The organism is Streptococcus sp. HMSC076H09, assembly GCF_001811765.1.
Classification (GTDB): domain Bacteria; phylum Bacillota; class Bacilli; order Lactobacillales; family Streptococcaceae; genus Streptococcus; species Streptococcus agalactiae.
Window position 1 is genome coordinate 133,394 of sequence record NZ_KV806604.1, and the last position, 21,639, is coordinate 155,032.

The window sequence follows — 21,639 nt, forward strand, 5'->3', positions numbered from 1 at the left end:
AAATTAAGGAGATGAGTATGATTATTAGAAATGGTTGCCTAGAGGATTTACAGCAAGTCATTAGTATTGAACGAATAAATTTTTCAGAAGCAGAGGCTGCGAGTAAAAAAGCAATGCAAGAACGTTTAATGATAATGACTGATACTTTTTTAGTTGCAGAGATTAATGGTCGTTTAGCAGGTTACATTGAAGGACCGGTTATTAAAGGTCGGTACTTAACGGACGATTTATTCCATAAAGTTTCTGAAATCCCTGTAAGGGAAGGTGGTTTTATAGGAATTACTAGTCTATCAATACATCCTGATTTTAAAGGTCAGGGGATTGGTACAGCATTATTAGCAGCGATGAAAGACCTGGTTGTTTCTCAAGAACGAGATGGTATAAGTTTAACTTGCCATGATGATTTAATTTCCTTCTATGAAATGAATGGATTTAAAGATGAGGGAGAATCTGACTCCCAACATGGTGGTTCGCTTTGGTATAATATGATTTGGAATAATCCAACACGATCAATTTGTTAAAAGTAGATAACATTGTCAAAGTTTTGTTGATTTTATAGACTATTTAAGATATAATTGCCTGTGATTATTATTAGGAGGAAATCTCTTTGACCGAATTTAATGACGATCAGCATTCTAACCATGATCAGAAAAGTTTTAAAGAACAAATTCTGGCAGAGTTAGAAGAAGCTAACCGTTTGAGAAAGTTGCGTGAAGAAGAACTCTATCAAAAAGAGCAAGAAGCCAAAGAAGCTGCTCGCAGAACAGCACAATTGATGGCAGATTATGAAGCGCAACGTTTGAAAGACGAACAAGAAGCTAGAGCAAAGGCGCTAGAGACTAAGCAACGCTTAGAAGAGCAAGAGAAGGCTCGGATTGAGGCGAAACTTCTGGCAGAAGCTGCTCGAGAAGAAGAAAGACGTCAGGCGGAACAAGCATTAGCTTCCCAAGAAGAACAAGTTATCAATCAAGGGATGGAACCTTCAAGAGAGCTTGATAGCGGCTCCAAATCTAGTGAATTTAGGACAACTGAAAATGTACCTGACATAGATTTAAAAGCAGATAAGACTGATGTTGCAACTGCTGTGCCTAATCAAGAAACGGAAGAAATCTTTCTTGTGAGAGCAACAGATATTCCTACAGAAGGTGAAAATGTAAAACTTGGTGAGACATCAGAGTTAGAGCCCGTAGCAAAGGAACCTATCCGAGTAGAGGATTTGTCAAAAGAAGAAGAGGATATAGCTTTGTCAGCCAAGAACAAACATAACAAGCGTGAAAGACGTCAGAAAGCAGATAATGTGGCAAAACGAATTGCACGTATTCTGATATCAATTATCATACTTGTATTGCTCTTGACAGCATTTGTAGGTTATCGTTTTGTAGATAGTGCTATTAAACCTGTTGATTCCAATTCAAATAAATTTGTACAAGTTGAAATTCCGATAGGATCTGGGAATAAATTAATTGGTCAAATTTTAGAAAAAGCAGGAGTCATTAAGAGCGCCACAGTCTTTAATTACTATTCCAAGTTCAAAAACTATAGTAATTTTCAAAGTGGATACTACAATCTTAAAAAAAGTATGACTTTAGATCAGATTGCTGCTGAATTGGAAAAAGGCGGAACTGCAGAACCGACAAAACCAGCTTTAGGTAAGATATTAATTACCGAGGGTTACACTATTAAACAGATTGCTAAAGCTATTGAGTCTAATAAAATTGATACAAAGACTACAAGTACACCTTATAAAGCTGATGATTTCTTGAAACTTGTTCAAGATGAAACGTTTATTAAAAAAATGGTAGCTAAATATCCAAATTTACTAGGAAGTCTACCTGATAAATCAAAAGCTATTTATCAATTGGAAGGATATTTATTCCCAGCTACTTACAACTATTATAAAGATACAACCTTAGAAGGACTTGTTGAAGATATGATTTCAACAATGAATACTAAGATGGCACCTTACTATAACACTATTAAAGCGAAGAATATGTCTGTAAATGATGTTTTGACATTATCATCTCTTGTTGAAAAAGAGGGATCAACAGACGAAGATCGCCGTAAAATAGCAAGTGTCTTTTATAACCGATTATCAGCCGGTCAAGCTCTTCAAAGTAACATTGCAATTTTGTATGCTATGGGGAAATTAGGTGATAAAACAAGTTTAGCTGAAGATGCTCAAATTAATACTTCAATTAAATCACCATACAACATCTATACTAATACTGGTTTGATGCCTGGACCAGTTGATAGTCCAAGTATCTCAGCAATTGAAGCGACTATAAAACCTGCTTCAACAGATTATCTTTATTTTGTCGCTGATGTGAAGACCGGAAATGTATACTACGCTAAAGACTTTGAAACACACAAGGCTAACGTTGAAAAATATATCAATAGTCAAATTAACTAAGCTTATAAACATGGTGCGAGTCATCATGTTTATATCTTTGACTTGAAAAAATGAAAAGAAAAGAGAAATAAAATGGCAGAAAAAACTTACCCAATGACACAAGTGGAAAAAGATCAACTTGAAAAAGAACTTGAAGAGTTAAAATTAGTTCGTAGACCAGAAGTTGTAGAGCGTATCAAGATTGCTCGTTCTTATGGGGACTTATCAGAAAATAGCGAATATGATGCAGCAAAAGACGAACAAGCATTTGTTGAGGGCCAAATTCAAATTTTAGAAACAAAAATTCGTTATGCTGAAATTATTGATAGTGATGCAGTTGCTAAAGATGAGGTTGCAATTGGTAAAACTGTCCTTGTCCAAGAAGTTGGTACAAATGATAAAGATACTTACCATATCGTTGGTGCTGCTGGAGCTGACATTTTTTCAGGAAAAATTTCGAATGAAAGCCCAATTGCTCATGCTTTAATTGGTAAAAAAACAGGAGACTTAGCTACAATTGAATCACCTGCTGGTAGCTATCAAGTTGAAATCATTAGTGTTGAAAAAACAAATTAATAGTATAAATCATAGAATAATATCTAGAGTCTAGACGTTATTCTATTTTTTTTAAGTATTTTTTGTTATCTTATAATAAAAATACATTTTATGAGGTGTTTATATGGTTTTTAAAGATGCTACCGCTATGGCACAAGCGATAAAACAGCATAAGGTTTCGTCGCAAGAATTAGTAGAGCAAGCAATCTACAAGATCGAGGAACAGAATGTAAGCGTTAATGCTGTTGTCAGCAAGCAATATAATGAGGCGCGTCAAGCAGCCAAATACGCAAATGCATCAAATGCTCCTTTTGCAGGAGTTCCTATTCTTCTGAAAGATTTGGGACAGAATCAAAAAGGACAGCTCTCAACCTCAGGTTCACAATTATTTAAACACTATTATGCTAAACAAACAGACTATTTAGTGCAGTCCTTTGAAAAATTAGGGTTTATTATTTTAGGAAGAACAAATACCCCTGAATTTGGTTTTAAGAATATTAGTGATAGTCAACTTCACGGGAATGTTAATCTTCCATTTGACCATTCAAGAAATGCTGGAGGCTCTAGTGGTGGTGCAGCCGCAGCTGTTAGTTCAGGAATGGTTCCAATTGCAGGAGCTAGTGATGGAGGAGGGTCAATCAGAATTCCAGCAAGTTTTAATGGTTTGATTGGTTTAAAACCGAGTCGAGGACGTATACCTGTTGGACCTTCATCCTATAGAGGTTGGCAAGGGGCTTCTAGTCATTTTGCTTTAACAAAGTCAGTTAGAGATACAAAACGACTATTATATTATTTACAATCATATCAAGTAGAAAGTCCATTTCCCCTGAAAAAACTCAGCAAAGAGAGTCTTTTCGAGTTTAGCGTTAGTAAACCCCTAAAAATAGCAGTATTGATGGATTCTCCCTTAAAAACAAAGGTATCAAGTGAGGCTAAAGCAGCTATTAAAGAAGCCGCAGATTTTCTGTCTCAAAAAGGGAATCATTTAGAATTAGTAGAACAACCTTTAGATGGTATTCATTCTATGAAAACTTATTGTATGATGAATAGCGTTGAAACAGCAGCAATGTTTGATGGCATCGAAAAGAGTTTAGGGCGTTCAATGGAATTTAGCGATATGGAATTAATGACCTGGGCTATGTATCAGAGTGGACAAAGGGTATTGGCTAAAGATTACAGTAAACTCTTAGATTCATGGGATCAATTTGCAGCCACCATGGCGAGGTTTCATGAAAATTATGATTTAATTTTAACAGCAGCAACTAATCAACCAGCTCCTTTTCATGGACAATTTGATTTAGACGAGACACTCCAGAAACAATTGAGGCATATGAGAGAATTCTCAGTAAGTGAACAACAGGATTTAATTTGGAAAATGTTTGAAGACTCAATGGCCTGGACACCTTTTACACATCAGCCAAACTTGACTGGGCAACCTTCTTTAGCCATACCAACTCATCTAACTAAAGAGGGGCTACCTTTAGGTGTACAATTGACAGCGGCTAAAGGGAGAGAAGATTTATTGCTTGCTGTTGCAGAGTTGTTTGAAAAAGAGAAGCAATTCAAAGGGCCTGTTTGCCATTAATTTGAAAAGTAAACAATATTTTTGCGAAAACGGATACAATATGGTACTCTTAACAATGGTTGTATTATTATCGTAAATTTATGTATTAATTTTCATTAAATTTAATTTTCGATAGAGTACGCCAAACCATTTTAATATAATTTAATCTACAGGAGTACTTATGAAAAAGACAATTTTACTTGGTTTAGTCGGTTTATCTGCAATGACATTAGCAGCTTGCTCAAATGGTCAATCTAGCAAAGAAACAACATGGGACAATATTAAAAAAGATGGTGTCCTTAAGGTTGCTACCCCTGCAACGCTTTATCCAACAAGTTATTATGATGACCATAAAAAATTGACTGGTTATGAGATTGATATGATGAAAGCGATCGCTAAAAAACTTAAGATAAAAGTTAAGTTTGTTGAAGTTGGAGTTGCTGAATCATTTACTTCTGTAGATAGTGGCAAGGTGGATGTTGCTGTCAATAACTTCGACACAACTCCCGAGCGTTTGAAAAAATACAATTTCTCTCAACCTTATAAATATTCTGTTGGAGGTATGATTGTACGTGCAGATGGCTCTTCAAAGATCACAGCAAAAGATTTATCTGACTGGAAAGGTAAAAAAGCTGGTGGTGGCGCTGGAACGCAATATATGAAAATTGCAAAACAGCAAGGCGCTGAACCTGTTATTTATGACAACGTAACTAATGACGTTTACCTTCGAGATGTATCAACTGGACGTACAGATTTTATTCCGAATGATTACTACACACAAGTCATTGCTGTAAAATATGTAACAAAACAATATCCAGATATCAAAGTAAAAATGGGTGATGTGAAATATAATCCGACTGAGCAAGGTATTGTGATGAGTAAAAAAGATAAGAGCCTCAAAACAAAAATTGATGCAGCTATCAAGGATATGAAGAAAGACGGTTCTTTGAAAAAAATCTCTGAAAAATATTATGCTGGTCAAGATCTCACAAAAGAACCTGCTGGAACAGATAAAATTCCAGTAATTAAAGTTAAATAAAATATTTCGAGAGGAGTAGATAAGTGATAAACTGGGATGCCATTTTTAATTTGGAACTAGCTGTTAAGGCTTTTCCAAGTGTTATTCAGGGGTTACCATATACCATTGGATTATCCTTGGTTGGTTTTATTTTAGGAGCTATCGTAGGATTCTTTGTAGCTCTAATGAAGATGTCTCATCTCCGCTTACTGAGGTATCTAGCTAATATTCATATTTCCTTAATGCGTGGGATTCCTTTAATGGTTCTACTCTTTCTTATCTACTTTGGTTTGCCTTTTATAGGGATACAGTTAGATGCTGTGACTGCTTCTATCGTAGGTTTTACCATGATGTCTAGTGCATATATATCAGAAATTATCAGAGCAGCTCTTTTAGCTGTTGATCATGGTCAGTGGGAAGCTGCTAGAGCTTTAGGGTTAAAAACACCGACGATTTATAGAGGCATTATTATTCCGCAAGCAACAAGAATTGCACTCCCTTCTTTAAGTAATGTTTTGCTAGATATGGTCAAGGGTTCATCATTGACTGCGATGATTACGGTACCTGATATCTTTAATAATGCTAAAATAGTTGGGGGAACCTACTCCGACTATATGACCGCCTATATCTTAGTAGCCCTTATCTATTGGGTAATTTGTACGCTTTATGCAATTATTCAAGACTGGTGGGAAAAACGATTACTTTATTAATAAGGTAGTCTGTTAGCTAGATTACTTGCACTTTAAAAGCTAGATTTTTATCTGACTTTTAGGGTGCTTTTTATATGAAAAGTTAGGCAAAACTAAAAAGACTTAGTCTATGTTCTACATAGCTAAGTCTTTTTTACTTGAATTACATAATAATCTTTAACTGTTTAGGACAACACACCATTATTTAGTATGCTTGTTTTATCCCCGTCTTTTTTGTTTTCCGGCGTTACGATTTGTTTTTTTAGATGTAATAATTGCTTGATTAGATTCAGTGGTTTTAGTTGAACTTGTAACATCTTTTCGTGCGTTATTAGATTTGTAGGCTTTAGGAGGATTTTTAGTATATTCTTCTTCTACTTTTCGGCGTAGTTTAGGCTTAAGTACATAAGTGGTAACTAGCTGCTGGATAATACTGAAAATACCACCAATAAACCAATAAAGCGCAACACTAGCAGGTAAACTAATTGACATGAATACCATCGCTATTGGCATCACATACATCATTGTTTTCATTTGCTGACGTTGTTCATCTGGAACACCTTGCATTGACAACCAAGATTGTACAAAATAAAGAATGGCGATAATGACAGTAAGTGTCAGACTCTTTTGACCTAAGTTAAGTCCCAAGAAGGTTGCACTAGAGACTCCAGGAGTATAGCGTGCAGCAAAGAAAATAGCTGAGAAAAATGGCATCTGAATGAGTAATGGCAAGCAGCCAATACCGCCAAACATGCTAAGGCCATTCTCACGTTGAGCTGTCATTAATTCTGTCTGAGCTGCTAATTTTTCTTCTTGTGTTTTAGCATTGCGTAGTCGTTCATTGATAGGTTCGAATAAAGGCTTAAAGTACGCCATTTTTTCAGCTTGATAGCTAGCTTTCCAAGACTGATAAAGTCCAAGTGGTAAGATAATGACACGTACGATGATGGTTACAATAATGATAGCGACACCAAAACCAAGCCCTTGGTGTTGAGCGAAATAAGTAATGAGGTTGGCCATAGGCACTCCAAGAGTATTCCAGATAACTCCATAGGGTTTTCCAGCCTTATCAACGCTAACACATCCTGTCAATAATAATAATATAGACAAAGATAAGCTAGAGAATAAGATACGTTTCAATGTTTTTTTCAATGTTTTTAGTTCCTCTAATTTTTAATATACCTATCTATTTTACTTTTTTTTTAAGAATTAAACAATACTTCTGCAGAATGATTTTTAATTCCTCATTTTAAAGTCGTTAAAATCATCGAAGTTATCTAGTTTAATATCAACATAAGTTACTTTAGACCATTTTGAAGGTCCTTTTCGAATTTTCTGAATAAATTGTGTCATTTTATTTGAATCTGTGGATTGTGCTAAAATTTCAACAGTTCCATCATCGTTATTCCAAACGCGACCGTAAATATCACCTATTTCTAAAGCTAAGGAATAAGTTGCATAGCGAAATCCGACTCCTTGAACGCGCCCTGAGACAATTAAATGAACTTTTTTCATAACTTGACCTCTTTTCTGATATAATAGGTTTATGACTACTATTATAACTTCAAAATCAAATAATCTCATTAAAAAAACGAAAAAGTTGTTACAAAAAAAATATCGGAAATCTTCATATCTTATTGAAGGCTGGCATTTATTTGAGGAAGCTGAAAAATATGGTGCACAATTTTTAAATATTTTTGTGACAGAAACGGCAATAGATCGTTTGAGAAAACCCGAGGAAGCTATTGTTGTTACAGATGATGTTTTGAAAGAATTAACTGACTCACAGACTCCTCAAGGGATTGTAGCTGAGATTGCCTTTCAAGAGACAAGATGGACAGATATTAAAAAAGGGCGTTTTCTTGTATTGGAAGATGTGCAGGATCCAGGAAACCTAGGGACAATGGTTCGAACTGCAGATGCAGCGAATTTTGATGCTGTTTTTTTATCTCAGAAATCTGCTGATTTGTATAACCAAAAAACACTTCGTTCTATGCAAGGCAGTCACTTTCATTTACCAGTATTTAGGGTAGAAATAGAGCAGTTTGTTAACTTTTGTAAAGCAGAAGGGATAACTATGATTGCGACAACTTTATCTGAACAATCGGTAAATTATAAAAATCTCCCTAAATATGATCATTTTGCTTTAATCATGGGAAATGAGGGACAGGGAATTTCCAAAACTATGACAGAAGAAGCAGATGTTCTAGCACATATTGAAATGCCTGGACAAGCAGAAAGTCTTAATGTAGCAGTAGCTGCGGGAGTAGTCATTTTCAGCTTAATTTAAGTTCATATGTTATAATATCCCCAGAGGGGTGATTATAATGAAAAAGTATCAAGACGATAAGGACTTCATGGATTTGGTCGGTCACCTTATTGACCATCCACGTTTCCAAAAACTCGAAGCTATTGTCCAACATCATCACTCAACTCGCTTAGAGCATTCTATAAATGTTAGTTATACAAGTTATAAAATTGCTAAGAAGTTTGGTTGGGATGCGAGTAGTACTGCTCGAGGTGGTTTACTACATGATTTCTTTTATTACGATTGGCGTGTAACGAAATTTAACAAGAGCCATGCTTGGGTTCATCCAAGGATAGCGGTTCGTAATGCGCGAAAATTAACTGATTTAAACGCTAGAGAAGAAGATATTATTTTGAAACACATGTGGGGAGCGACTATTGCACCACCACGTTATAAAGAAAGTTATATTGTGACTATGGTTGATAAGTATTGGGCAGTACGAGAGGCTTCTCGTCCACTCAAACGTATTTTTAAGAAACCTATCCGTTTTAGTCGCAAATTCTTAGGTAGTCACAATCATTAAAATTTAGAATAGGAAAATACATATGAATGATAACGTCATTTACACACAATCTGATTCAGGGCTGAATCAATTTTTTGCTAAGATTTACGGTCTTGTAGGGATAGGAGTAGGTTTGTCAGCTGCTGTTTCTGCGATTATGCTGTATATGTTTCCACAAAATATGATTGCCATCATGCAAAAAATGCCAGGGTTGTATTTTGGAGCAATCATCTTAGAATTGGTTTTAGTCTTTGTTGCTAGTGGAGCGGCGCGTCGAAACACACCAGCTGCATTACCATTATTTTTGATTTATTCAGCTTTGAATGGGTTTACTTTAAGTTTCATTATCGCAAGGTACACGCAAACAACAGTTCTTCAAGCTTTTATAACATCTGCAGCTGTTTTCTTTGCAATGGCTTTGATTGGAGCTAAGACTAAAAAAGATTTATCAGGTATGCGTAAAGCGTTAATGGCTGCTTTAATTGGGATTTTAATTGCAAGTCTTGTTAATTTATTTATCGGTAGTGGGGGTATGAGTTATATCATTAGTATCGTATGTGTCATCATCTTTTCTGGATTGATTGCTTATGATAACCAAATGATTAAATATGTCTACAATAGCCAAGGCGGCCAAGTCGCAGATGGTTGGGCAGTTTCGATGGCACTAAGCCTTTATCTTGATTTTATTAATCTATTCTTAAATATTCTTCGTCTTTTTGCACGAAATGATTGAGGCTAACTGGTTAGATATTCTAGCCAGTTTTTAATTGTGAAATAACACCAAAGAAGGAATTTGTTATATGAAGGCACAGGAGCGTCGAGAAAATATTTTAACGACTTTAAAAGGAACAAAAGAAGCTATATCGGCAAGCACATTAGCAAAGATTTTTAGTGTTAGTAGGCAGGTGATTGTTGGAGATATTGCCTTATTGCGTGCACAACAATGTGATATTATTTCTACCCCAAAAGGATACCTTATGTCCAGTGCTCTAAGTACTCATCAATTCACAGCTAGATTGGTTTGTCAGCATGGCATAGAACAGACAGAAGAAGAACTGAAAATTATTTTGCGGTATCAAGGAATCATTATGAATGTGGAGGTAGAGCACCCTATTTATGGGATGCTGACTGCTCCCTTAAACATTCAAAGCCAAAAAGACATTGATAATTTTACTGCTAAATTAAAAGTTTCCAATGCAGAATTGCTATCCTCTTTGACAGATGGTTTACATACACATATGATTTCTTGTCAAGATCAGTCAGTTTTTGACCAAATATGTGAGGCTCTAAAAAAAGCAGGAATTTTATACATAGACAAATAACCTTACAGGTGTCTTTACACCTGTAAGGTTATTTTGTATAATAGCTTCAAAGGAGATAAAAATGTCAAAAAAAACAACACAAATGGTTTCTTATACTTCTATTTTAGTAGCTTTTGCAATCATGATTCCTATAATCATGCCTGCTAAAATAATTATTGGGCCTGCTTCTTTCACCTTAGCAAGCCATGTACCTTTATTTTTAAGTATTTTTATATCTGTTCCAGTTGCAATATTGGTAGCTTTAGGGACAGGACTTGGATTTCTACTAGCTGGTTTTCCGATTGTAATCGTTCTTAGAGCTTTATCACATATCGGATTTGCATTAATTGCGGCTTTCTTGATTAAGTCAAAGCCCTCTTTATTGATGAGTAAATGGCAAACATTGTTATTTGCTGTAGCTATTAACATAATTCATGGTCTGCTCGAATTTATTACTGTTTATATAATCACAATGACTTCTAACAGTAGTTCAACTTATTTATGGTCACTATTTTCTTTGATAGGGCTAGGCTCTCTGCTACATGGATTGGTAGATTTTTATATAGCTCTCTTCATTTGGAAATGGATGACACAAAAGTTGGGGAAAACACTTAGGATAAGATAAAGGAATCGGCTATGTGCTTAATCATGCTCTAGTGAAAATTTAATAGTGTATTGACGTGACAAGGACGATAGAGGCTTTGATTTTGTTTACATATATTTGTAAACTCTTTCTTTTTTTGCTATAATGAGTCATGTAAATAAATGAGGAGAATGAATAGATGTCAACAACTATTTGGATTTTATTAATTATCGTCGCTTTGTTTGGTGGTCTCGTGGGAGGCATTTTTATTGCTCGTAAACAAATTGAAAAAGAGATTGGAGAGCACCCTCGTTTAACACCGGATGCTATTCGTGAAATGATGAGTCAAATGGGACAAAAACCTAGTGAAGCTAAAGTTCAACAAACATACCGTAATATTGTAAAACACGCAAAAACAGCTATCAAAACTAAAAAATAAGAGTGTTTTAGCATTGAAGCGTTTAGTGATGAAATAGTGAGTGATAGTCCATCAGATTTCTAGACAAGATTTGGGCAAACTTGGTCAAGTGTAGATTTGACTGATTGGTTATTGTATAGAGAGGCTAGGACTGTTGTCCAGCCTCTTTTAGTCACTAATATTGGAGGAATAAAAATGGATAGTAGGCCTATTGGCTTTCTAGATTCTGGTGTAGGTGGTTTAACGGTTGTTAAGGAAATGTTCCGTCAACTTCCAGAAGAGGAAGTAATCTTCATTGGAGATCAGGCTAGAGCTCCGTATGGTCCTAGACCTGCTCAACAGATTAGAGAGTTTACCTGGCAGATGGTTAATTTCTTATTGACTAAAAATGTTAAGATGATTGTTATAGCTTGTAATACAGCAACTGCAGTTGCCTGGCAAGAAATTAAAGAAAAACTAGACATACCTGTTTTAGGCGTTATTTTACCAGGAGCTAGCGCAGCTATCAAATCAACTAATTCAGGGAAAGTTGGTATTATAGGTACTCCCATGACTGTTAAATCAGATGCTTATCGTCAAAAAATTCAAGCTTTGTCTCCAAATACTGCTGTGGTATCCCTTGCTTGTCCGAAATTTGTTCCAATTGTGGAATCAAATCAGATGTCTTCTAGTTTAGCCAAAAAGGTGGTTTATGAAACGCTGTCCCCATTAGTTGGTAAATTAGATACTTTAATTTTAGGTTGCACGCATTATCCCTTATTACGTCCCATCATTCAAAATGTTATGGGGGCTGAGGTTAAATTAATTGATAGTGGCGCAGAAACCGTTCGTGATATTTCTGTTTTATTGAACTATTTTGAGATAAACCATAATTGGCAAAATAAACACGGTGGTCATCACTTTTACACAACCGCCAGCCCAAAAGGTTTTAAAGAAATTGCAGAACAATGGCTTAGTCAAGAAATAAATGTGGAGCGTATAGTATTATGACAAAAACAATTTTTGAAAGTAAAACTGAAGGCAATTGGTTTTTAGGTAGTTTCCAAGCTTTTAATTATTTTACTTGTTTTGGTAATGATGAATCTTACGAAGCTATCCAAGATGTTTTTCATCGTCTATTATCAACTTTGAAAGTTGAAGGTCTACAGCTTCACGTTGTGCAGATGACTTCGGATTTTCAATTATTAGCATTCCTCGTTGATATGATTAATCAAGAGTATTCAAGGCACATCAAAGTGACTCAACATAAAGGGGCCATCTTAGTTAGTGAAGATGATCAGTTGTTCTTAGTTCACTTACCTAAAGAGGGCACTTCTTTAGAAAAATTCTTTGATTTAAAGAATGATAATAATTTTGGGGATACCATATTAATTGCGACTCACAATGAAGGAAAAACTAAGGAATTTAGAGAATTATTTGGGAAATTAGGACTCAAAGTTGAAAATTTAAATGATTACCCAGATTTACCAGAAGTTGAAGAGACTGGTATGACCTTTGAAGAAAATGCTCGACTTAAAGCAGAGACTATTTCAAAATTAACTGGGAAAATGGTGATTTCAGATGATTCCGGATTAAAAGTAGATGCTTTAGGTGGTTTGCCAGGGGTATGGTCTGCTCGTTTTTCAGGTCCTGACGCGACAGATGCTCGTAATAATGCCAAATTATTGCATGAATTAGCCATGGTATTTGACAAAGAAAGACGTTCAGCACAGTTTCATACAACCTTAGTCGTGTCAGCTCCAAATAAAGAAAGTTTGGTAGTTGAAGCAGAGTGGCCAGGTTATATTGGTACGGAACCTAAGGGGGAAAATGGCTTTGGTTATGATCCGCTCTTTATTGTCGGAGAAGGTAGTAGGACAGCAGCTGAATTGAGCGCACAAGAAAAAAATAATCTATCACATCGTGGGCAAGCTGTCCGTAAATTGATGGAGGTATTTCCAAAATGGCAATTAGAAAATTAGTTGTAATGAGTGATTCTCACGGAGATCGTGACATTGTAAAAGATATAAAGAATCATTATTTGGGAAAAGTGGATGCTATTTTTCACAATGGGGATTCCGAACTTCCTAGCTCAGATCCTATATGGGAAGGAATTCATGTGGTCACAGGAAACTGTGATTATGATTCAGGTTATCCGGAAGTTTTGGTTACAAAAATAGATAATACTGTTATTGTTCAAACCCATGGTCATCTCCATCAAATTAATTTTACTTGGGATAAATTGGATTTATTAGCTCAGCAAGAAGACGCGGATATTTGTTTATACGGTCATCTTCATCGTGCAGATGCTTGGAAAAATGGTAAAACTATTTTTATCAATCCAGGTAGTGTTTTGCAGCCAAGAGGACCAATAAATGAGAAGCTTTACGCTGTTGTAACTATAACAGATAGTAAGGTTTTGGTAGAGTATTATACTCGCCAACACCAACCCTATCCTAACTTGACAAAGGAATTTTCAAGATGATTGCTAAAGAATTTGAGTCGTTTTTGCTAAGTCATTTGGACCACTATCTAATTCCAGCTGAAGACGTTGCTATTTTTGTGGATACGCACAATGCAGACCACGTTATGTTACTATTAGCAAGTAATGGTTTTTCACGTGTACCAGTTATCACTAAAGAAAAAAAATATGTAGGTACTATTAGTATCTCAGACATTATGGCTTACCAATCTAAAGGTCAATTAACAGATTGGGAGATGGCACAGACTGATATTGTTGAGATGGTTAATACAAAAATCGAGCCGATTAATGAGGCAGCTACTCTGACAGCAATTATGCATAAGATTGTAGATTATCCATTTTTACCTGTTATCAGTGATCAAAATGATTTTAGAGGCATTATAACCCGTAAATCGATTTTAAAAGCTATTAATAGCCTCCTACATGATTTTACAGACGAATATACTATCACTCCTAAAAACAATGATAAATGATATTAATAATTTTATTGAGAGTAAGAAATTATCTCTCAATTCGCGTAAGTCCTATCACTATGATTTAAAGCAATTTTATAAAATAATTGGTGGACATGTAAATTCTGAAAAACTGGCATTGTATCAACAGTCTCTAAGTGAATTTAAGTTAACAGCTCGTAAGCGAAAGTTATCTGCAGTCAATCAATTTCTTTTCTTTTTGTATAATAGAGGAACGCTGAAGGAATTTTACAGACTACAAGAGACTGAAAAAATCACTTTGACTCAGACAAAGTCTCAAATAATGGATTTATCAAATTTCTATCAAGATACAGATTATCCGAGTGGTCGTTTGATTGCTTTGTTGATTTTATCTTTAGGTTTAACTCCGGCTGAAATTGCTAATTTGAAGAAGGCTGATTTTGATACAACTTTTAATATCTTAAGTATTGAAAAATCGCAGATGAAGCGTATTTTAAAACTTCCAGAAAACTTGCTTCCTTTTCTTTTGGAATCTTTAGAGGAAGATGGTGACTTAGTCTTTGAGCATAACGGTAAGCCTTATTCTAGACAATGGTTTTTTAATCAATTAACAGATTTCTTAAATGAGAAGAATGAGCAACAACTAACTGCACAACTTCTGCGAGAACAATTTATTCTAAAGCAAAAAGAAAATGGCAAAACAATGACGGAGCTCAGCCGCCTTCTAGGCTTAAAAACTCCTATCACTTTAGAGAGATATTATAGATAATGGATATTAAGTTAAAAGATTTCGAGGGGCCCCTAGACTTGCTCTTACACCTCGTATCTAAATATGAGGTTGATATATACGATGTACCGATTGTGGAAGTTATTGAGCAGTACCTTGCTTATATAGCAACATTACAGGCGATGCGTCTAGAAGTAGCTGGTGAGTATATGCTTATGGCAAGTCAGTTGATGTTGATAAAAAGCCGTAACTTATTACCTAAAGTAGTGGAGTCAACTCCTATTGAAGATGATCCAGAAATGGAATTGTTGAGCCAATTAGAGGAATATAGACGTTTTAAAGTGCTAAGTGAAGAGTTAGCTAATCAGCATCAGGAACGTGCCAAATATTTTTCAAAACCAAAACAAGAAGTTATCTTTGAAGATGCAATTCTTCTACACGATAAATCGGTGATGGACCTTTTTTTGACTTTTTCTCAAATGATGTCCCAAAAACAAAAAGAATTGTCAAATAGTCAAACGGTAATTGAGAAAGAAGACTACCGTATTGAAGATATGATGATCGTTATTGAAAGACATTTTAATCTTAAAAAGAAAACGACATTACAAGAAGTGTTTGCGGATTGCCAAACAAAATCTGAAATGATAACTTTATTTTTGGCAATGTTAGAGTTGATAAAATTACATCAAATCACAGTAGAACAAGACAGTAATTTTAGTCAAGTTATCTTAAGAAAGGAAGAGAAATGACTTATTTAGGCTCAATAGAAGCTCTTCTTTTTGTTGCAGGTGAAGATGGACTGAGTTTGCGTCAAATGGCAGAATTATTGTCTTTGACACCATCAGCATTAATACAGCAACTAGAAAAGTTGGCTAAACGATATGAAGAAGATGACGATTCTAGTCTATTATTGCTTGAGACAGCACAAACTTATAAATTGGTAACAAAGGATAGTTATATGACTTTGTTGAGAGATTATGCGAAGGCTCCGATTAATCAGAGTCTATCTCGGGCAAGTTTGGAAGTTCTATCTATTATTGCTTATAAACAACCTATTACTAGGATTGAAATTGATGATATTCGTGGCGTGAATTCCAGTGGAGCTATAACGAGACTGATAGCTTTTGGTTTAATTAAAGAGGCTGGAAAGAAAGAAGTGTTGGGACGTCCTAACCTTTATGAGACAACTAATTATTTCTTAGATTATATGGGAATTAATCAGTTAGATGACTTAATTGACGCCTCTTCAATTGAATTAGTTGACGAAGAAGTATCGTTATTTTCAATGGATTCAATTAATACAGAAGATAAGGAAAACAATGAGAATTAATAAATATATTGCGCATGCAGGGATTGCAAGTCGTAGAAAAGCTGAGGAATTAATCAAGCAAGGAATGGTCACGATTAATGGTCAAGTGGTTAATGAATTGGCGACCAAAGTAAAGGCTGGTGATCTGGTTGAAATTGAAGGAAGTCCAATTTACAACGAAGAGAAGGTATATTATCTCTTAAATAAACCACGTGGTGTTATTTCAAGTGTCTCAGATGATAAAGGACGTAAGACAGTTATTGACTTGTTGCCACAAGTCAAAGAACGGATATATCCTGTTGGTCGCTTGGATTGGGATACAACTGGACTTTTAATTTTGACTAATGATGGTGATTTTACTGATAAAATGATTCATCCTCGTAATGAAATTGATAAAGTTTATTTAGCACGTGTCAAAGGAATAGCTACTAAAGAAAACCTTCGACCATTAACGCGTGGCGTTGTTATTGATGGTAAGAAAACAAAACCTGCTCGCTATAATATCATAAAAGTGGATCATGAAAAAAATCGTTCAGTAGTTGAGTTAACTATTCATGAAGGTCGTAATCATCAAGTTAAGAAAATGTTTGAACAAGTTGGGTTATTAGTGGACAAGCTATCTCGTACACAATTCGGTACCTTAGATTTAACGGGTCTCCGTCCTGGGGAAGCACGACGATTAAATAAAAAAGAAATTAGCCAGTTGCATAATGCGGCTATTAATAAATCTTAATGCTTAAATCTTTTTTGATTTTCTTGGTTCGCTTTTACCAAAAAAATATTTCTCCAGCTTTCCCAGCTAGCTGTCGTTATCGTCCAACTTGCTCTACGTATATGATAGAAGCTATTCAAAAACATGGTCTAAAAGGTGTGTTGATGGGGATTGCACGTATTTTGCGATGTCATCCCTTAGCCCACGGAGGAAATGATCCTGTCCCTGATCATTTTAGCTTAAGACGTAATAAAACGGATATATCAGATTGATATATCCGTTTTATTATTTGTAATTATAGTTTTGACCATGTTTTAGGAATAAACATCAATAAAACAGGGTATATTTCTAAACGTCCTGCTATCATAGCAAATGAAAGAAGGAGTTTTGAGAATGGACTAAAGAATGAGAAAGTTTCATTGCTACCTAAGAGTGGGCCTATGTTGTTAAAACATGAGGCTGCAGCACTGACAACAACCAAAAAATCATTAGTATCAAGCGTTAAAACAAGAACGAGTGCCATGAAGATAGCTAAATAGATAGTTAGATATTTTAAAACGCCATGTTGTGTATTTTTATCTAGAACGCTTTTATTAATGTGTAGTGACATGACTCTATTAGGATAGAGTGTAGACAATACTTGGTTACGTGCAATCTTTGCTAGGCTTAAGCTACGCATGACTTTAAAGCCCCCAGCTGTAGAGCCAGCAGAACCACCGATAAACATCAAGAATAGCAAAATAACCTGTGAAAACAAAGGCCAACGAGTGATATCAGTCACGCCAAAACCAGTTGTCGTAATAATAGCTGATACTTCAAAGAAAATATGTTCGAGGCCTTGTCGAAAATTATCATACATACCGATGACGTTTAGAGCAATCATGAAAGTTGCTATTGCCACGATGCGGAGATAGTTTTTTAGTTCCTCATCACCAAAGAATGCTTTAATTTTTCGGAGTAAAAGAAGATAGTAAAGATTAAAGTTAACCCCGAAGATAAGCATACCAATAGAAACTAAGTTAGTTATCAGAGGACTATTATAATGGGCAATGCTATCATTGTAAACTGCAAAACCACCTGTACCTGCAGTTCCCATTGCTATGATAATACTATCAAAGAAAGGCATACCTGCAAAATATAATATTACTGCAAATACTGCAAACATAAGAAGGTATAACAAATACAAAATTTGTGCAGTTTTTTTAAGTTTCGAGACAACTTTACCAAATACAGGTCCAGGAACTTCAGCTCTCATAACCTCTAAATGGCTATTTTTAGAATTTTCCATGATGGCAAGGGCAAATACTAAAACCCCCATTCCACCGATAAGATGGGTAAAGCTACGCCAAAATAAGAGCGCGGGGGATAAGACACTGACGTCATCAAGAATAGTTGCTCCTGTTGTCGTAAAACCAGAAGATACTTCAAAGAAAGCATCGATAATATTAGGGATTTGCCCTGAAATAACAAATGGAAGGGCGCCAAAGAAGGACCAAAGTATCCAGCAGAGTGCAACAATTAACATGCCTTCTTTAGTGTAGATATGATAATTTTTAGGTTTAAAGAGAGAACCCAGTAATCCAAGGATGATTAGAATAATCATGGTAATGACTATACTCATCATGACACTTTGCGGTTCACGGTAAATAAGTCCAACAGTTAGAGGAATCGCTAGAAGAGCAGCTTCAATCAGCAAAAGTTTTGAGAGAAGGAAACGAATCATACTTTTATTCATATTCCTACCTCGCTAACATATCACTAGTTCTAGTAATATTTTTTAATAAGGTGATAACAACGATACGATCACCCACTGTTAAAACATCCTCACCAGTTGGGAAAATCGTTTTATTATTGCGAATAATCGCTGCAATTAAAATATTTTGCTTTAATTTTAAAGATGCAAGGCTACGATTTGCTAATTTGCTAGTTTCTTTTATTTCAAATTGTAAGGTTTCAATGCGATCGTTAGCAATATGATGCATAGCTTCTAGGTTGGAATCCTGAGCATTTACACGCCCGCGTACAAAGTGCATCACATGGTCTACGGCAATACGCTTGGGTGTGATAATGCTTGATAGTTGTTTATCGTCAATGATTTCTAGTAGGCTAGTTCGATTAACTTTGGTAATGTTTTTAGGAATACCGATACTTTCTAAGAACATTGAGGTAATGATATTTTCTTCATCAACACCAGTTAAAGTAGCAACTGCGTCAAAACTTGTAACGCTTTCTTCTAACAAAATATTTTTAGCAGTACCATCCCCATGAACGACAGGAACATTGGGAAATTCTTGACTAAAATATTCAGCTTGTTCTTGGTTGAGTTCAACTAGTTTGACGTGTGTATTGGTATTTTTAAGGATATTGAGTAGGTAGTAGGCGATGCGTCCTGCACCGATAACCATCAAGTTTTTGACAACTTTATTTTTAACGTAATTATGGAAAAGTATCATTTCAATACGGTTTCCAGTTACAAAGATTTTATCTTTGACTTGGATAGTTGCATCGCCATCAGGAATAATCAATTTGCCATCGCGTTCAATTGCGCAAATAACAATATTACCAAATTTTTTACGAATTTGACTCATTGAAGTATGACAGAGTTTATTTCCTTCTAAAATTTTAAATTCCATTAACATCACACGCCCGTTGGCGAAATGTTCAACTGAAGTTGCATTTGGAAATTCTATGGTATTAGCGATATATTGTGCTGCTAACAATTCAGGGTTGACAACTGAAGAGAAGCCAAGAAAGTTTTTATCTTTGAAGTAAGGATTAGAATACTCAGGATTACGCATGCGAACGACAGTCTCTTTTGCCCCCATTTTTTTGGCAAGAACTGCTGAAATCATATTAACTTCATCTCGATCAGTGATAGCGATAAAAATATCACAATTTTTGACTTCGGCTTGTTCTAAAATTTTATAGTTTGCCCCATTCCCAACAATTCCCATAATATCATGCTGTTTAGTGACACGTTTAAGGACGTTTTCTTTTTTCTCAATTAAAACAACATCGTGCTTTTCAGCAACAAGTGAGCGACAAAGTGCGGTTCCGACTTTACCTCCGCCGACAACAATTATTCTCATTTTTACCTCCAATAATAAACTCTATGATACCTTTTTTTTAGTAAAAATGCACGAGAATTATGGTTAAAAAACGTTTTCATCTTTCTGATAAGAGTAATATGATTCTCTTATCAGAATCTGGTGAAAAATAACACAGATAAACTTGTGACAAGCCCTAAATTAGGTTATAATTAACCTTTAAGCGTACAGTAGAAATGGAGATATTATGGAGAATCATAATTCTATTAAACAGACCTATGGATTAATGACTACAATTGCTATGATTGTAGGTGTAGTGATTGGTTCAGGCATTTATTTTAAAGTTGATGACATCCTTAAATTTACTGGTGGAGATGTCTTTTTAGGCATGGTAATTTTAGTACTAGGTTCTTTTTCGATTGTTTTTGGAAGTTTGTCAATTTCTGAGCTAGCTATTAGAACGAGTGAAAGTGGTGGTATTTTTTCTTACTACGAAAAATATGTTAGCCCAGCTTTAGCAGCAACTTTAGGCTTGTTTGCGTCTTTTTTGTATCTTCCAACTTTAACAGCAATCGTTTCATGGGTAGCTGCATTTTATACTTTAGGTGAATCATCAAGTTTGGAATCACAGATTATTTTAGCTGCTGTTTATATTTTAGCACTTAGTCTCATGAATATCTTTGCTAAGCGTATTGCAGGGGGATTCCAATCTTTAACGACCTTTGTAAAAATGATTCCTTTAGTCCTAATTGCTTTAATTGGTGCTTTTTGGTCTGATAAAGCTCCACAACTTCCACAACATTTAACAGCTATTCAGCCGTCAAATGTTGGATGGAGTTGGGTGTCAGGTCTGGTACCATTGTATTTTGCATATGATGGTTGGACAATTTTTGTTAGTATTGCACCAGAAGTCAAGAATCCCAAGAAGAATTTACCACTTGCCTTTGTCATTGGTCCAGCGCTTATCTTATTATCATATTTGGCATTTTTCTATGGTTTGACACAAATTTTAGGTGCTAGCTTTATTATGACAACCGGTAATGATGCTATTAATTATGCAGCTAACATTATTTTCGGTCCTAGTGTTGGGCGTTTATTATCTTTCATTGTTATTTTATCTGTATTAGGTGTTGCCAATGGACTTTTACTTGGGACGATGCGTCTACCTCAAGCTTTTGCGGAACGCGGATGGATCAAAAGTGAGAGGATGGCTAACATAAATTTGAAGTATCAAATGTCATTGCCAGCTAGTTTGACGGTGACGGCTGTAGCTATTTTTTGGCTTTTTGTTCACTTTATGGTTACAAAATTTAATTTATTGCCGGGTAGTGATATTAGTGAAATTGCTGTGGTGTTTAATAATACTAGTTTAATCATTCTTTATGTTTTAGTACTCAGCCTTTATCTCAAAAAAGATATTAAAAATAAATTTACCGGCTTAGTTTCACCGATTCTAGCAATTTTAGGCGGTTTGATCCTCTTTATCGGGAGTTTGTTAAGTAATTTCTTTACGGTTTTAATTTTCCAATGTTTTTGCTTATTATTCTGTTTGATTTGTCATTATATCTATCAAAAAAATAACCCAAAAACTCATGAATAGGTTGACTTTGTAGACTGAAGTG

26 protein-coding genes are annotated in these 21,639 nt (G+C 35.2%); 22 read left to right on the forward strand and 4 right to left on the reverse strand.

Features of this window, described 5'->3' with window-relative positions:
- The first annotated feature begins 17 nt into the window (after nt 1–17).
- The 6 genes from HMPREF2818_RS05760 to HMPREF2818_RS05785 all read left to right on the forward strand — a co-directional run bounded on the left by HMPREF2818_RS05760 (nt 18) and on the right by HMPREF2818_RS05785 (nt 6,236).
- Entirely contained in the window at nt 18–521 is a 504-nt protein-coding gene (locus tag HMPREF2818_RS05760) for a GNAT family N-acetyltransferase (RefSeq protein WP_000586873.1), read from the forward strand.
- 86 nt (nt 522–607) lie between these two features.
- Nucleotides 608–2,410: an endolytic transglycosylase MltG gene (gene mltG / locus HMPREF2818_RS05765; protein ID WP_000134314.1), complete on the forward strand. Its 1,803-nt coding sequence runs from the start codon at nt 608–610 to the stop codon at nt 2,408–2,410.
- 72 nt (nt 2,411–2,482) lie between these two features.
- On the forward strand, nt 2,483–2,965 hold the full coding sequence (gene greA, locus HMPREF2818_RS05770; protein ID WP_000818772.1) for a transcription elongation factor GreA: 483 nt from the start codon (nt 2,483–2,485) through the stop codon (nt 2,963–2,965).
- A 103-nt stretch (nt 2,966–3,068) separates the two neighbouring features.
- Nucleotides 3,069–4,529 carry an amidase gene (locus HMPREF2818_RS05775; RefSeq protein WP_000231320.1) on the forward strand — a complete coding sequence of 487 codons (1,461 nt, stop codon included), beginning with the start codon at nt 3,069–3,071 and terminating at the stop codon, nt 4,527–4,529.
- 160 nt (nt 4,530–4,689) lie between these two features.
- Nucleotides 4,690–5,547 (forward strand): transporter substrate-binding domain-containing protein, encoded by an 858-nt coding sequence (locus HMPREF2818_RS05780; RefSeq protein ID WP_000751026.1) that lies wholly within the window; start codon nt 4,690–4,692, stop codon nt 5,545–5,547.
- Nucleotides 5,548–5,570: 23 nt separating this feature from the next.
- Nucleotides 5,571–6,236 carry an amino acid ABC transporter permease gene (locus HMPREF2818_RS05785; RefSeq protein ID WP_000611501.1) on the forward strand — a complete coding sequence of 222 codons (666 nt, stop codon included), beginning with the start codon at nt 5,571–5,573 and terminating at the stop codon, nt 6,234–6,236.
- 198 nt (nt 6,237–6,434) lie between these two features.
- On the opposite strand, the gene yidC is transcribed toward HMPREF2818_RS05785, so the two are convergent.
- On the reverse strand, nt 6,435–7,367 hold the full coding sequence (yidC, locus tag HMPREF2818_RS05790; protein ID WP_000751922.1) for a membrane protein insertase YidC: 933 nt from the start codon (nt 7,365–7,367) through the stop codon (nt 6,435–6,437).
- 84 nt (nt 7,368–7,451) lie between these two features.
- The gene (locus HMPREF2818_RS05795; protein WP_000755489.1) at nt 7,452–7,730 is read right to left on the reverse strand and encodes an acylphosphatase; all 279 of its coding nucleotides are present in this window, start codon (nt 7,728–7,730) and stop codon (nt 7,452–7,454) included.
- Nucleotides 7,731–7,761: 31 nt separating this feature from the next.
- Between HMPREF2818_RS05795 and HMPREF2818_RS05800 the strand changes: the two genes are divergently transcribed.
- The 15 genes from HMPREF2818_RS05800 (at nt 7,762) to yidD (ending at nt 17,242) form a co-directional block, all read left to right on the forward strand.
- On the forward strand, nt 7,762–8,505 hold the full coding sequence (locus HMPREF2818_RS05800; protein ID WP_000207503.1) for a TrmH family RNA methyltransferase: 744 nt from the start codon (nt 7,762–7,764) through the stop codon (nt 8,503–8,505).
- Nucleotides 8,506–8,542: 37 nt separating this feature from the next.
- The gene (locus HMPREF2818_RS05805) at nt 8,543–9,046 is read left to right on the forward strand and encodes an HD domain-containing protein (RefSeq protein WP_000760496.1); all 504 of its coding nucleotides are present in this window, start codon (nt 8,543–8,545) and stop codon (nt 9,044–9,046) included.
- Nucleotides 9,047–9,068: 22 nt separating this feature from the next.
- Complete coding sequence (locus HMPREF2818_RS05810) at nt 9,069–9,758, forward strand: Bax inhibitor-1/YccA family protein (protein WP_000999457.1); 690 nt, start codon at nt 9,069–9,071, stop codon at nt 9,756–9,758.
- A 67-nt stretch (nt 9,759–9,825) separates the two neighbouring features.
- Entirely contained in the window at nt 9,826–10,347 is a 522-nt protein-coding gene (locus HMPREF2818_RS05815; protein WP_000647218.1) for a transcription repressor NadR, read from the forward strand.
- A 61-nt stretch (nt 10,348–10,408) separates the two neighbouring features.
- On the forward strand, nt 10,409–10,951 hold the full coding sequence (locus HMPREF2818_RS05820; protein WP_000039538.1) for a hypothetical protein: 543 nt from the start codon (nt 10,409–10,411) through the stop codon (nt 10,949–10,951).
- A 157-nt stretch (nt 10,952–11,108) separates the two neighbouring features.
- Nucleotides 11,109–11,348 carry a YneF family protein gene (locus HMPREF2818_RS05825; RefSeq protein WP_000108275.1) on the forward strand — a complete coding sequence of 80 codons (240 nt, stop codon included), beginning with the start codon at nt 11,109–11,111 and terminating at the stop codon, nt 11,346–11,348.
- A gap of 174 nt (nt 11,349–11,522) precedes the next feature.
- The gene (gene racE / locus HMPREF2818_RS05830; protein ID WP_000378351.1) at nt 11,523–12,317 is read left to right on the forward strand and encodes a glutamate racemase; all 795 of its coding nucleotides are present in this window, start codon (nt 11,523–11,525) and stop codon (nt 12,315–12,317) included.
- Nucleotides 12,314–13,288: a nucleoside-triphosphate diphosphatase gene (locus HMPREF2818_RS05835; RefSeq protein WP_000167813.1), complete on the forward strand. Its 975-nt coding sequence runs from the start codon at nt 12,314–12,316 to the stop codon at nt 13,286–13,288. Before racE ends, HMPREF2818_RS05835 begins: the two co-directional genes overlap by 4 nt.
- On the forward strand, nt 13,270–13,791 hold the full coding sequence (locus tag HMPREF2818_RS05840; RefSeq protein ID WP_001007723.1) for a metallophosphoesterase: 522 nt from the start codon (nt 13,270–13,272) through the stop codon (nt 13,789–13,791). The genes HMPREF2818_RS05835 and HMPREF2818_RS05840 overlap by 19 nt, the downstream gene beginning before the upstream one ends.
- Nucleotides 13,788–14,261, forward strand: coding sequence for a cyclic-di-AMP-binding protein CbpB (gene cbpB / locus HMPREF2818_RS05845; RefSeq protein ID WP_000560705.1), 474 nt, complete (start codon nt 13,788–13,790; stop codon nt 14,259–14,261). The genes HMPREF2818_RS05840 and cbpB overlap by 4 nt, the downstream gene beginning before the upstream one ends.
- Nucleotides 14,251–14,991, forward strand: coding sequence for a site-specific tyrosine recombinase XerD (gene xerD / locus HMPREF2818_RS05850; RefSeq protein ID WP_000606413.1), 741 nt, complete (start codon nt 14,251–14,253; stop codon nt 14,989–14,991). The genes cbpB and xerD overlap by 11 nt, the downstream gene beginning before the upstream one ends.
- Nucleotides 14,991–15,698 carry a segregation/condensation protein A gene (locus tag HMPREF2818_RS05855; RefSeq protein ID WP_000351874.1) on the forward strand — a complete coding sequence of 236 codons (708 nt, stop codon included), beginning with the start codon at nt 14,991–14,993 and terminating at the stop codon, nt 15,696–15,698. Before xerD ends, HMPREF2818_RS05855 begins: the two co-directional genes overlap by 1 nt.
- Nucleotides 15,695–16,279 (forward strand): SMC-Scp complex subunit ScpB, encoded by a 585-nt coding sequence (gene scpB / locus HMPREF2818_RS05860; RefSeq protein WP_000221690.1) that lies wholly within the window; start codon nt 15,695–15,697, stop codon nt 16,277–16,279. The genes HMPREF2818_RS05855 and scpB overlap by 4 nt, the downstream gene beginning before the upstream one ends.
- Nucleotides 16,269–16,991: a pseudouridine synthase gene (locus tag HMPREF2818_RS05865; RefSeq protein WP_001222206.1), complete on the forward strand. Its 723-nt coding sequence runs from the start codon at nt 16,269–16,271 to the stop codon at nt 16,989–16,991. The genes scpB and HMPREF2818_RS05865 overlap by 11 nt, the downstream gene beginning before the upstream one ends.
- Complete coding sequence (gene yidD / locus HMPREF2818_RS05870; RefSeq protein WP_000920196.1) at nt 16,991–17,242, forward strand: membrane protein insertion efficiency factor YidD; 252 nt, start codon at nt 16,991–16,993, stop codon at nt 17,240–17,242. Before HMPREF2818_RS05865 ends, yidD begins: the two co-directional genes overlap by 1 nt.
- Nucleotides 17,243–17,265: 23 nt before the next feature.
- On the opposite strand, the gene HMPREF2818_RS05875 is transcribed toward yidD, so the two are convergent.
- Together HMPREF2818_RS05875 and trkA are read right to left on the reverse strand one after the other, a co-directional pair.
- Nucleotides 17,266–18,705 (reverse strand): TrkH family potassium uptake protein, encoded by a 1,440-nt coding sequence (locus tag HMPREF2818_RS05875; protein ID WP_001043405.1) that lies wholly within the window; start codon nt 18,703–18,705, stop codon nt 17,266–17,268.
- Between the two features lie 4 nt (nt 18,706–18,709).
- Nucleotides 18,710–20,059: a Trk system potassium transporter TrkA gene (trkA, locus tag HMPREF2818_RS05880; protein ID WP_001220338.1), complete on the reverse strand. Its 1,350-nt coding sequence runs from the start codon at nt 20,057–20,059 to the stop codon at nt 18,710–18,712.
- Between the two features lie 205 nt (nt 20,060–20,264).
- Between trkA and HMPREF2818_RS05885 the strand changes: the two genes are divergently transcribed.
- The gene (locus tag HMPREF2818_RS05885; protein ID WP_000427467.1) at nt 20,265–21,617 is read left to right on the forward strand and encodes an APC family permease; all 1,353 of its coding nucleotides are present in this window, start codon (nt 20,265–20,267) and stop codon (nt 21,615–21,617) included.
- The last annotated feature ends 22 nt before the right edge of the window (nt 21,618–21,639 follow it).